This is a genomic window from Methylobacter tundripaludum SV96 (genome assembly GCF_000190755.2).
Taxonomy (GTDB): Bacteria; Pseudomonadota; Gammaproteobacteria; order Methylococcales; family Methylomonadaceae; genus Methylobacter_A; species Methylobacter_A tundripaludum.
In genome coordinates, this window is record NZ_JH109153.1 from 423,791 (window position 1) to 436,610 (window position 12,820).

The 12,820-nt window shown below is 49.4% G+C and carries 10 protein-coding genes; 6 read left to right on the top strand and 4 right to left on the bottom strand.

The features are described from left to right. Positions 1-396 precede the first annotated feature (396 nt). Positions 397-1,371 (bottom strand): glucokinase, encoded by a 975-nt coding sequence (gene glk / locus METTU_RS15015; RefSeq protein WP_006892612.1) that lies wholly within the window; start codon positions 1,369-1,371, stop codon positions 397-399. Beyond that, the gene (locus METTU_RS15020; protein WP_006892613.1) at positions 1,368-4,601 is read right to left on the bottom strand and encodes a glycoside hydrolase family 15 protein; all 3,234 of its coding nucleotides are present in this window, start codon (positions 4,599-4,601) and stop codon (positions 1,368-1,370) included. The genes glk and METTU_RS15020 overlap by 4 nt, the downstream gene beginning before the upstream one ends. Positions 4,602-5,202: 601 nt before the next feature. On the opposite strand from METTU_RS15020, the gene METTU_RS15025 reads away from it, so the two are divergent. Continuing rightward, the gene (locus METTU_RS15025) at positions 5,203-5,907 is read left to right on the top strand and encodes a P-loop NTPase family protein (protein ID WP_006892614.1); all 705 of its coding nucleotides are present in this window, start codon (positions 5,203-5,205) and stop codon (positions 5,905-5,907) included. 25 nt (positions 5,908-5,932) lie between these two features. Continuing rightward, the gene (locus tag METTU_RS15030; protein ID WP_006892615.1) at positions 5,933-6,727 is read left to right on the top strand and encodes a transglutaminase-like domain-containing protein; all 795 of its coding nucleotides are present in this window, start codon (positions 5,933-5,935) and stop codon (positions 6,725-6,727) included. A 77-nt stretch (positions 6,728-6,804) separates the two neighbouring features. Here the strand turns inward: METTU_RS15030 and METTU_RS23720 are convergent, their stop codons facing one another. After that, positions 6,805-6,945: a hypothetical protein gene (locus METTU_RS23720; protein ID WP_169624946.1), complete on the bottom strand. Its 141-nt coding sequence runs from the start codon at positions 6,943-6,945 to the stop codon at positions 6,805-6,807. Between the two features lie 519 nt (positions 6,946-7,464). Between METTU_RS23720 and METTU_RS24075 the strand changes: the two genes are divergently transcribed. From METTU_RS24075 to METTU_RS15055, 4 genes are all read left to right on the top strand, one after another. Beyond that, the gene (locus METTU_RS24075) at positions 7,465-7,659 is read left to right on the top strand and encodes a hypothetical protein (RefSeq protein ID WP_040580862.1); all 195 of its coding nucleotides are present in this window, start codon (positions 7,465-7,467) and stop codon (positions 7,657-7,659) included. Positions 7,660-7,796: 137 nt separating this feature from the next. Further along, complete coding sequence (locus METTU_RS15045) at positions 7,797-8,585, top strand: UDP-2,3-diacylglucosamine diphosphatase (RefSeq protein ID WP_006892616.1); 789 nt, start codon at positions 7,797-7,799, stop codon at positions 8,583-8,585. Positions 8,586-9,058: 473 nt separating this feature from the next. Then, a complete protein-coding gene (gene lplT, locus METTU_RS15050; protein WP_006892617.1) occupies positions 9,059-10,285 on the top strand; it encodes a lysophospholipid transporter LplT in 1,227 nt (408 codons plus the stop codon). Further along, positions 10,285-11,484 carry an MGDG synthase family glycosyltransferase gene (locus tag METTU_RS15055; protein WP_006892618.1) on the top strand — a complete coding sequence of 400 codons (1,200 nt, stop codon included), beginning with the start codon at positions 10,285-10,287 and terminating at the stop codon, positions 11,482-11,484. Before lplT ends, METTU_RS15055 begins: the two co-directional genes overlap by 1 nt. Positions 11,485-11,510: 26 nt before the next feature. On the opposite strand, the gene METTU_RS15060 is transcribed toward METTU_RS15055, so the two are convergent. Then, positions 11,511-12,632 (bottom strand): ExeA family protein, encoded by a 1,122-nt coding sequence (locus METTU_RS15060; RefSeq protein ID WP_006892619.1) that lies wholly within the window; start codon positions 12,630-12,632, stop codon positions 11,511-11,513. Positions 12,633-12,820: the final 188 nt, after the last annotated feature.

Here is a 12,820-nt window from a genome sequence, read left to right on the forward strand (position 1 = left end):
CCCAAATCTCCCCGCGTAAAGACTGTCCAGACCGTTGCTGATAGCTGGAGTGCAGGCTTCGCCTGCAAGCGCAAGCAAAGCTTGCACTCCCGTTGCAATAAAGCCGTCTTCATAGCGGAGACGGCTCGCAGAACTTGTGTATGTTCCAGGATGTTTGCCGGAAACGCCACCTCGCGCTATCGCTCGAACCGGCTTATTCCGGCCTACTTAAAGATGTGTATAACGACGAGAGCTGGAGCTTGGGAACCAGCGTAAACTCTTTGGCGCGCGGCACGCCCTACAACTATCTCGCCTAACAAATAGAACCCCCTTTTATATCTCTTCGAATATTTTCGTGCTTTTTGTGCTTTTCGTGGACGAAATGATTTTTCCAGGATGATCTACGCTGCCGGCCCCTCACAGATCAAAATAGTTAATGGCACCAATTAAAGGTGTACGCGGGTTTAATGACAATTTCACCGGGATTTTATCGAGCAAGGGGAGAAATCGGCCTTTAGCTTTAAACGCCTGAATAAAGTTACCGTCCTGCATCGCCGGTAATATTTTCGGACCAATTCCCCCGCCGATAAAAATCCCGCCGATGGCAAGCGACTTTAATGCCAGGTTGCCTGTTTCAGCCCCATAGAGTTCAACAAAAAGCCTGACTGCCTCCGCGCATAACCGGTCTTCACCGGAAACCCCCAGCCCGGAAATGACGGCATTCCTGTCTATATCGCCATTGTTATCGGGAACATCAGTGCAAGGCGGCGCAAAGTCCTGCTCACAGAGAAAATCATACAGATGGCTGAAGCCGATGCCCGACAGGATACGTTCGTAGCTGACATGATCGGGATAACTTTTTCTAAGATAAGCCAACAGCTGATCCTGCCGGGGATTTTGAGCGGCAAAGTCGCTGTGCCCGCCTTCGGTAGCCATAGGATGATGTTTGTTGCCGTCCCAATAAAGAATGGCTTCGCCCAAGCCTGTTCCAGCCGCGATGACGGCAATATTGCCCTCCTGGGTTTCCGCATTCGGATTGAGCTCTACCAGATCGTGTTCGGGCAGGTACAACATGCCCAGCGCCATGGCTTCCAGGTCATTCAGGAGTTTTACTTTAGCCGTGCCCAGTTTTATTTTCAGCGCTGCCGCGTCCAGCAGCCACGGCAAATTAGTGGTTTGGCAACGCTGATTGACGACCGGGCCCGCTACGCCGAAACACGCCGACTTGATGTTAACGCCGGCGGGTAAAAAGGCGGTCAGAATGTCGTCAAATTCCGGGTATTGTCGGCTTGGGTAGGTTTGTTCCTGCACGCAGGTCAGTGAGCCGTTGGCATCTCCGGTCAAAATGGATAATACCGTTTTCGTTCCGCCTATATCTCCGGCCAGTATCATAATGTTGCTCTCTCGTTATTGTTAAGCAGATATATTAAAGCGTCCAGGATGCCGTTAGCTACTTTATGCGGCGGCAATCGATAAAAATCCTGCCATGCTAACGATACGCACTCTTCGTAGTTGTCTTTGCTTTCAGGATGAGCTTGCAACCAGCTGACTCTTACGGCATGGCCGATAATAATGTCCGTCAACAAAGTATCGTCAATATGTAACGATGGGGTTTCGCGAAAAATAGACGCCATTGCTTTTAGCGCTTCTACCGTTAATTGACGATAAACCGGGGCTTGAATTTTGTTAAGCAAATGGTTGACGTGCAGCTTGAAACTTTGCTCGCCCGCGGTTGATTGCGACAGGGTGTTCTCGCTATCCAGCCGATTCTTACTGTTGAGCTTGTCGCCTATCGCCAAGCCTTTGCAGTGGTGCAGGATGTCCCAGACACTGGCAAAAAAAACATCATTTTCCCTGCCGACACTGCCTTGCTGTTCACGCCATCCGTACCAATCGTCAATTTCCGAATGATCTTTCGGGTCCATGTTTTTCGGGAAGCGCGCGCCGGTTAACTCCCGACAATCGCCTTCATAGTGCAGCGTTTCAGCCAAACCCAGTTGATCTTCCGTATTACTGTAATCCTCCAGCGTTTCTTTTACATTTCCGGACAATTGGTAAGGCGGCAAAGAAAGGATTGCATTAAACGCCTGGTCTAATGTGCCGCAGCCTGATTCGCGTTTTTGTCTTGCAACAAGCAGCTGCAGGATATGCCCTACTCTTACGGTATGCATATCGATGAACAATTCGGGGTTAGACTTGATCAACATGCCCAAATAAATGATCAATTCCTGAATAATGATGTGTTCACTGGCATCATTATTATTGTAGGCGCGGATAGTTTGCAAAATTTCCGAGGAATCGGCCGGGCGCGTCAAGGTTGCCCTGCCGCTGTAAGCACGACCTAAGGTCAATGCATGTTGGCGAACCAGTATATCGGTGGCCGCCTGTTCCAGGTTGATGTCGTATTTGCCCAGCAGACCCGCACAACGCCTGACAATATACCAGGCATGTTGATCTCCGGCCCGCTGGTAGATTTCTTCCAGCAAGTCGCGCACATAACCGATAGCGCCATCCGCCGCCGATAATCCGGTGTCGTAATCCAGCCCATGACGAAAACTCAGTAAATTTAAGAGTTCAAGTTGTGCGTACAGGTTGGCGTTGGTTTTTAGTTGCTCGATAAGCACTTCATCGGCGCTGATTTCCCACTCCGTCACCGTGTAGGTATCCAGCGGTGCCGATGGCACCGTGCCTATGGGTAATACCGAAAAAAAAGGTCGCTCGGCTTCCTCCCAAGTGGCTTTTGAAAATTGGAAGTCATGCAGATAGTTGATTTTTTCATGGCTTGAAGTTTCCGCGAAATCGGCAAGGGTTCCGAGTTGCACCGGAATACTCAACGTAGAGCCTTGTTGCAGTTCTTTGATGAACTCAATCAGGACTTCACGGTTATGGCTGCCCAACATATTCTGTTTTATGGTCATCACCACCAATGGATTACCCGGTCTGTCCCAATGCTTATAGATATAGGCCAGTTCCAGTCGTAAGCGCTGAATGAGCAAGCGGTTGTCCATCGCAAGGTAGAAGCCTTTTTGATTAAGACATTGCGGCAGGAAAAGCAGACACTCGCCTGCCAGTATATACATCTTGGAGGTTGCCAGCGTCCGCAGCTGCCTCAACGGCCTGCCTGTCAAGCCGATACGGTCATTCCTGCCGACATGCGTATAGGCATCGGCGAGTTCATTGGCTTCCCTGATTTGGATAGGGGCTATCGCGGCGAGTGTTTGAGTGCGAATGCCGTATTTCATTAAGCTGTTTTGTACGATTTCATCCTGGGCAAGTAACTGAATTTGCAGCTTGCGATCCTGAGCTTGTTTAACGACTTTGTGCCGCCCCAAGGGGTCGATGTCCTCACAACACAGCAAACCGTCCTGAATAAGGCTGCCCAGCATAAAAAGACTTTGCGCCCAAACCAGAGGCACATTTTCATTCGGGACGCGTTGCTGGCTGTGTGGATTGGCTTTTTCCGCTTCGATTAAGTCTTTGGGGACACTATAAAGTTCCGGCAATAATTGCCGCCCATCTTGTTCAACCAGCAGACTTTCCAATTTAGCGCGATAGCGCAAGGCCGCATCGTTATCGCCGGTGAACACGTTGTTAAGCAGTAAATAGGTAAAAAACAACGGCCACTCACATTCAATATCCATGAATTGTTTTAATTCATGCGGATCGTAATGGAGGCGATGACTGTCTTCTATGGCGGTTTGGTGGCCATCCAGCAAGAAGCGTTTGCAGCCGTATCGGCCTTCCAGTTTTTCGCAAATAATCGCTTCTGTTCTTGCCCGGATTATCGGGTTATCAACCGCGAAAGCCGGAAACCCGGTGATGCTGAGCACGGCGGAATCCGCCTCTTTGGAAATGGACTCCCTCGGCAACAGCGACTCCAGGGTAATTCGCGTTCGGGCGATGTCGTCGCTGATCACATGAACGACAGACGCTTGCCCGCCCTCCTTGCCGAACAGATTAAAGCCGGACAGCGCTTCCAGCGCCGCTTTTGCCATGCCGATTGAGCTGGCGTTCAACTCGGCAATGCCATGATTGGTTTTGTGGCCGCGCTCCCAGATGCCGTAGTCGGGCGTGCGGTAAGTCCGGCTGATATAGTGAACCAGGTTTTGCACAAAATTGACTTCGTCTATCGTAAACACAATGCGCAAGCCGGACGCCGTCATTTGCGCCAGCATCAACAGGAATAAAGACGTGGCGTCCAGTTGCAAATGTCCCCATTCATGATCGCCCACCACCACCGCGCCGGTTTTCGTATCGTACTTGGCATGCAAGGCGTCCAGCGGATTCTGCGTGTGCTTGAATTTCTCGACTTTGGGCGCTTGGCGCATCATCGCCGTCAGCAGTCCGCGCATCAGCTTGACGACGCTCTGCTCCAGCAAATAAGCGCGTCCGCTGTTTTTTTCAACGTAGCTGTCTTCAACGCGCCGGTAAGCAAGCGCCAGCCCCCATGCCGAAAGAATACTGTAAACATTATCCCTGACCCAGGCATCGGTATAATTGCCATGCACGTTGACCGCGGTACTGGCCGGCAATAAGCCGGTCACCCAATCCTGCCGGATCAGGATAATGTCCTGCACCTGCCGGAAATAAGTTTCTAGTTTGTCGTGTTGAGTCGGATTCATGTTCAATTAATGCGTCATTTTAGAATATAGACTCTCAGGATAGCCGCTCAGCCGCGTCGAGCCGCGACTATAATCCCATGGATACGTAATAACCAGCAATTAATGCGCCATAATTTAAGTCCACCAACAGAGGACGACTTCGTATTCTTTGCGGTTACGCTTAGCCTTGCGGCTTGCCCTGCATCACGGCTTACCGAAACAGCCTATCTTCGCAATGATTTGCACCAATTTGAGATGGAAACCTGTTTTTTGCACTAAAAATGCCCACAACTATTGTGGATCGATTCGCAACAACGCTTTTCCCCGAACAGTCATCCCGTACTGCGCTGCACGTACCGGGTGCCGGCCATGAATAAAAGGCTATTGGTTTGATTATTGCTTTCTGCTGACTGAATGGACATTTTTAACTCGGTTACGGCTTGAATAAATAACCCGGATTTCAATAAAACCATGAACCTAGAAAAATCATTTCGTCCACGAAAAGCACAAAAATATTCGAAGCGATATAAAACAGGCTGATTTATTTCGTGTCTTTCGTGCTTTTCGTGGACTAACTGCGGTTTTTAGGATGAGCCTGAAACTTTAACTTAATGGAGAAACAATGAGCGCTATTCATTTTATCGGCGGCGAAAAAGGCGGCGTAGGCAAGTCCGTCGTAGCCCGTGTGCTGGCTCAATACATGATAGACAACGAAATACCGTTTATCGGTTTCGACACGGACCGTTCGCATGGTTCCTTGCTGCGTTTTTATACCGACTATGCATCGCCTACCGTCATTGATCATTACCAAAGTCTGGATGCGATTATGGAGACGGCCTTAGCGAATCCGGGGCAGCGCATCCTGGTTGATCTCGCAGCCCAAACCCATCATCCGCTGGCAAAATGGATCGATGAATCCGGCGTGCTGGAACTGGCGGAAGAGTTGGGAATTGCCCTGTACTACTGGAATGTGATGGACTCCGGCAAGGATTGCGTGGATTTGCTCGGCAAACTGCTCGATCAATACGGCTCTCGATTGAATTACATACTGGTACAGAACCAGCTTCGCGACGACAGCTTCGCTCTTTTAGAATCGTCAGGCGTTAAAGAGCGTGCCTTGGCGTTGAATGCCGGGGTGATGACATTGAAGCGGCTGCATTCGCCGGTAATGACCAAGATTGACGGCAACAGCTCCAGTTTTTGGGCAGCAACAAACAAGGATACCGAAAGCCTGAACGCCTTGGGTTTATTGGAGCGGCAACGCGTCAAAATATGGCTGAGACACGCCTACAGCCAGATTCAATCGGTGGGACTTTTATGCGAGTAGGCGCTTTTTTAAAAGTAAAATCAGTATGAAATTGGGTGTTAGTTGCAATCTTCATTTCCAGCTGGACGCCCCGACGGTGTTAATTTTAATGCTGCGCCCCTTGAACGGTATACAGCAATGGATTACAAAATCCAGTTATGTTGTCGAGCCTGACGTGCCGATAATCGAGAGCAAAGACAACTACGGCAATTCCTGTCAACGGCTGGTTGCTCCGCCCGGAGAATTTATTATTCGTACCTCTGCCGAGGTCATCACGGCTGAATATATAGATAGCGCACCTGGCGCGCATTTTATTGAGATCCAGAATCTTCCTTATCAAATCCTGCCTTATCTGTTACCCAGCCGCTATTGCGAATCGGACCGATTTGGCGATCTTGCCAGAGAGATAGTGAGCGATGCACTGCCGGGTTACGATCAGGTCGGCAAAATTACTGATTGGGTTCGCCGCTCCATCCAATATATTCCAGGTTCCAGCGATTTGCCGCTGTCGGCGATTGAAGTTCATAACCGCGGCTATGGCGTTTGCAGGGATCTTGCGCAACTCGCCATCGCACTGTGCCGAAGTATCAGCATACCTGCGCGACTGGTGGTAGGGTATTTGTATCAGCTTGAACCGATGGACTTGCATGCCTGGTTTGAGGCCTATATCGGCGATCGATGGTATGCTTTCGATGCCACTCAGGGCGATTTACGCGGCGGCAGGGTGATTATTGCTTTTGGACGCGATGCTGCCGATGTTTCGATATTTCATCAATTCGGCTTGGGTTGTATTTTGAAGGGCATGGATGTTCAGGTTAATTTGCTGAACAAGTCCCTGTAATCGGCATGAGGTTCGTTGGTCATCAATACTTGATGACCAACTCACTACGCAGACTTAACGCATTTCTCGCCATGAACTTAACCTTGCCGTGAGATACGCCGATTGTAATCTTGCTGGAAAAATAGATTATTTGTCAGCAAAACAAAAAGCTGGAAAAGAGCAGCGCCAGCTATCGCAAAAAAAGAGGCTAGCAAAACTATTACTGTGATAATTTTCATTGTTAGTTACCTGATATTTGTTTAATCCGAGCGCAAATAATCCTCCCGTTAAATAAGCAAAACAAGTGATTTAATTATTAATCAAGCTAAGCAAAGCCAAGTATTCCGGCGTCTTGACCGGTGTCCCGCCTACCCGTTGTTAGTCTGCAACAGTCCATTTAACATCATCATTACCCGCCAAGAAGGTGCTTACTATTGGCACCGCATACGGTTAAACAAACAGATGAATTTTGACTGCTTTGTCTGCTTTTTTGTGTAAAAGCAACAAAATAATCACTCGCTCTTCGGCAAGAAATTATTGTTTAAATATCGATAAAATGCCGACAGCGACCGCAACAACTGCCGAGCATGCGAGTTCACTTTGCCAGACTCATTCCAGCCTCTAATTTGACCGTAAAAGTTCATTATCGCATTGTTTTTAAATAAAAAACTTGCTAACAAGACATTGAAATTCATATAAATACGGGTTCCCCTTCCCTGTTTATTCTGCGTGTAATTTAATAAAAACAGCCTCTAAAAATGATAAATTTCAGAAAGGTGCTACCGCCCGCCATAACCTCTGCCGGAAATGGCTACGTTAGTATCGAGCGCCTTATTTCACTCCGCCCATTCAAAAATCCCGTTATCCATCAGCGCGAACCGGTTCCTGAATTAGCCAACCGAACCTTGAAGTTTATTCCAACGGCTCAAGACAGTCATTTTGCCGACTTGTAACATAACTTTCATCTGCGTTTGTTAATATTCAAATAACGTAGACTTTTCCTGGCAAACCATGAGAACTCAACCAATACCGGTTAAACGGTCATCGACATAACCCCTCTTGCTGGTAATACACTATTAAAAGTTTGATTATGAATATCACCACCTATCGAACCATCTGGATTTCCGATTTACATCTTGGCTCCACCCAATGCCGGGCCGACCTTTTACTCGACTTTCTAAAATACAATGAGAGTGAAAAACTTTACCTGGTGGGCGACATTATCGATTTTTGGGCGCTTTCCAAGAAAATGTATTGGCCCAGAGATCACAATACGGTGATTCAGAAAGTCCTGCGCAAAGCCAGACATGGCACCCAGGTCATCTATATTCCCGGCAACCACGACGAAAACGTCAGGCATTACGACAATTACGTCTTTGGCGACATCGTCGTTAAAAACTCAGATGTGCATGTCACCTCCGCCGGAAAGCAGTTTCTGGTTGTCCATGGCGACGAGTACGACACCATTGCCAAGTGCCACAAGTGGCTTGCCAAGCTGGGCAGCGATGGATATGACTTTTTGATTGAGATTAACCGCTTGCTGCGAATGGTCAGGCGATGGTTTGGCATGCAGTCGAACTTCTCGCTTGCCGCCTTTGTCAAATTCAAAGTCAAGAATGTGGTTCAGTTTATTTCCGATTATGAAGAAAGTATCGTCAGCACGCTTAAAGACCAGGATCTTGATGGCGTTATCTGCGGGCATATACACCACGCTGAAATTAAGGAAATAGACGGATTTTTATATGTCAACACGGGGGATTTCGTGGAAAGTTGCACAGCCATAGTGGAGCACTTCAATGGAACGTTGGAACTCGTAAGGTGGCACAGGATTGAGTCGGCTATCGCCCATAATGAGATCATGGAAGTAAACATTGACTAGAGAGCAAATTGTCACTCATCGCCAAAAAAGCTGAACGGCTGTAATGAGTCTTCCGTGCTTTTCGCGGACTAACTGCGGCTTTTAGGATTTGGTCAATAATAACTTCCCCAAACATGAACTTATCGTTTCCGCGCTCTGCGCTCATCCTTATGCACAAGTGTCCGAGGGACTCTGCGAGCAGACGGCTTTATTGCAACGGGAGTGCAAGCTTTGCTTGCGCTTGCAGGCGAAGCCTGCACTCCAGCTATCAGTCAAGGCGCGCTGCGCCGCGAGTCACGACCAACCTCAGTATATACGGGACGGAGCGTGTGAACCCTAAGAGGAAGTTATTTTTAGCGAACCCTTTAGGATTAACGATTAACACATCGCTTGCCCCGATTTAAGCCCGTAGCTGATAAACTAAACAAACTTTTTTAACCATTTACAGTGCAACGACTCCGGTTTTCGTAGCGTCGCACAGGGCAAATAATTCTATGAATCGCGGTTTTACCACCATTCTTGCAGCACAATTTTTTTCATCACTGGGGGATAACGCGCTTCTGTTCGCCGCTATCGCGCTGCTCAAAAGCCTGGATGCGCCCTCCTGGCAAATTCCTGTCTTACAGCAATTTTTCGTGTTCTCCTTTATCGTACTCGCCCCCTTTGTCGGCGCATTTTCCGATGCTCTGCCGAAAGGCCAGGTCATGTTCATTAGCAACGGCATTAAGATAGTCGGTTGCGCCACCATGCTGTTGGGTTTGCATCCGCTGCTCGCCTACGGCTTTGTCGGCGTGGGTGCTGCTTTGTATTCGCCGGCTAAATACGGCATCCTGACCGAATATCTCCCAACCGATAAATTGGTGTGGGCAAACGGCTGGATGGAAGGCCTGACCGTTGCGTCCATTATTTTGGGCGCCATATTCGGCGGATTATTGATCGGTCATCGCGTTGAGGATCAAGTCATTCATCAACTGGGAGCGCTTGAGTTCAATGGCGGCATTGATACCGCTCCCGAGTTTGCGATCTTTATTATTTTCGGTCTTTATATCGTCGCGGCAATACTCAATTGCTATATTCCCAAACTGTCCATTGAACATACCCTGCCGAATCGAACCCCAGGGTTCCTGTTGGCGGATTTCTGGCGCGGCTTCCTGCTGCTGTGGAAAGATCCGTTGGGACAAGTCTCTCTCGCGGTAACCTCGCTGTTTTGGGGAGCGGGAACCAGCTTGCGTTTGATTATTCTGGCCTGGGCTGCGGTAGCGCTAAAGCTCGATCTGGAGCAAGCCACTCAATTGACTGCCCTGGTTGCGGTGGGTCTTGCCATCGGTTCGGTGGTGGCGGCCAAGGTTGTGCCATTGGAACATGCGGTGAAAGTATTACCTTTGGGAATCGCTATGGGTTTCGTCGTATTAGCCATGGCCTTGGTGACCGACTGGCGACCGGCGGCGCTGTTGCTGATCTTGATTGGCGCCCTGGCAGGCTGTTTTTTGATACCCATGAATGCATTGCTACAGCACCGGGGCCATCAACTCATGGGTTCGGGACATTCTATCGCCGTACAAAACTTCAACGAAAATCTTAGCATTTTATTGATGCTGGGCGCTTATGCGTTGATGATTGACGCCGGACTTTCGGTGCATACCGTTGTGATCGTGTTTGGGCTATTTTTGTCGGCTGCAATGGGTTTGCTATTTAAAAAACACGGTCATGACCAGGATTAATGTTGGCTGTTAATACGCTGATGAAAAAACGGGTTTTAATTATGTCGGCGGGTGCGGGAACCGGCCACATCAGAGCGGCCGAAGCGTTGGAGCTGTCCTTTGCCGCCGACGGCCGGGTTGCCGAAGTCGTCAATAACGATGCGCTGCAATACACCAACAAGCTGTTCCGGGATTTCTATTCCAGCTTTTATACCTCGCTGGTGCGATCTGCGCCGAATTTCCTCGGCTGGTGGTATAAAACCAGCGACGAACCCTGGCACACGGACAGAATGCGGCACATGATAGACCGGCTCAATACCAAGCCGCTGGTGCGATTTATCCGGGAATTCGACCCGGACATCACCGTCTGCACCCACTTCATGCCCGCCGGAATCATTTCCCACCTGATTGCAACCCAACAGTTGCAAGCGCGCCTGTCCATTGTGGTCACGGATTTCGATTTTCATGCGATGTGGTTGTCGCGCTCATTTCATCGCTATTTTGTTGCTATCGATGAAACCAAAGCGCATCTTGAAATGCTCGGCATTCCCAACGAAAGAATCACCGTGTCCGGCATACCCATCGACCCCGTATTCCAACAACCCGTCAACCGCGTAGAAGAACGGCTTCGACTGGGACTAAATCCTGAAAATCCGGTTTTGCTGCTGTCGGCCGGAGCTTTTGGCGTAGGCCCCACCGAGTACATGGTGGAGCGAATACTCAACCTGAATAGCGACGCGCAGACCGTGGTTGTCTGCGGACGCAACGACGAACTGAAACAGCGCATCGTGCAATTGGTCGATAATCGAAGCGCCCGGTTTAAGGTTCTGGGTTATACCGACGAAATGCACAAGCTGATGAAAATGGCCGATATTTTCATCGGCAAGCCCGGCGGCATCACGACCTCCGAGGCTATCGCCTGCGGACTGCCGATGTGCGTGGTGTCCCCGATTCCCGGCCAAGAGGAAAGAAACAGCGATCATCTTTTGGAAGAAGGCATCGCGGTCAAATGCAACGACTTGACCACCCTCCCCTTCAAACTGGAGCGCTTGCTGGAAGACCCTGACAGGTTGGCTCGAATGAAACTCAATGCCTTGCGTTTTGCCAAACCCGATGCATCGGCAACCATCGTCGATACCCTGCTCGAAGATCGTCTTCCGCCGCTATCCTTCACCAAAGATCAACGGGCGGCGATTGCCCTGGCAGCGGGTCCGGAATAAGCGGGTAGCGCGTATGAAATACATCGCTACATTCCCGTATTTATAATAAAAAAATAAACACTCGCCGCACACAATAGAATAGAGGCGATAAGCTGCACTATGGGATGGTCTGAAAACCTACCGAGGGTCTTATCGAACAACACGTTCACGATCGTAAATACCGACCAGTGGGAAACATCCCGCTGCGCATCCACCGGCCGTTTTTTGTCAACGGGGCGCGCGGACTCTGTTCTTTTTGGAGCGGACGACATAGCCGGACTGGGAGGGGCTTTAATAGATGAAGCTTCCGACTCAGCAATCTTTGCCGCTTTCTTATCCCGATTCGTCAGCCATAAAAAAACCTCGGTCCCCAGCCCTATATCATCGGCCGCCCGTCTCACACTGACTAGATCAACGATAGTTTTGTTGGCTTCATAGCTAACGCGTAGCGCCCTGTCGCAAAACGCATTGACCAAGCGAGGCGTACCGCGCGTAGCGATTATGATAGCTTCCATCGCATCGTCAGTAAAAATTCTCGACTGACTCCCCGCGATTTTCAACCGATGCGTTATATATTCATGCGTTTGCAAAGGCGTCATTTTGCCGATGGTCTCCATCCAGGCGATGCGCTGTTTAAACGACTCCAGTTCAGGCCGGGACAATGTAACGAGAAATTCCTCCTGCCCCAGTAAGAGCATTTGGATCAGCTTAATGCTGCCTTGTTCAAGATTATTCAAAAGCCGAATGCACTCCAGCACATCGTCGGATATTTTATGCACCTCATCCATAATCAACAGGCAGCTGTTGCCCGCGTCGTGGAGTTTTATCAAATGCTCCTTAATATCCCTTAAAACAAAAATCCTGCTGGGCGATCCGGGGCTGATATGAAATTCCTGCGTGAGGAAAAGCAACAGATCTTCGCTGGTATCCGGCGGCTCGCCCAACCAGATGATTCGGGTTCTCTCGGAAACGGACGCCATCAGTTTCTGACACAGGGTGGTTTTCCCTGTGCCGATGGGTCCCGCCACCACCATCAAGCCCCTTCCCGCCCACAAACTATCGATCATGCGACTGAACACGCGGCTATAATCGCCTTGGTCGAAAAAATATGCCGGATCGGGAACGTTTTCAAACGGCAGACTTTGCAATGAAAAATGATGTGTATACATACTACCTTGCTCTAGCTAGATTGTTCAAAAGCCGGATGCACTCCAGCACATCGTCGGATAGTTTAATCACCCAACAGCGATTGCCCTCGTTGCGGACTTTAAGCAAATACTCCTATCCCTTAAGACGAAATGATTCAGGGCTGATACGCAGCAATTCTTGTATGGGAGAAAGCAACAACTCGTCACCG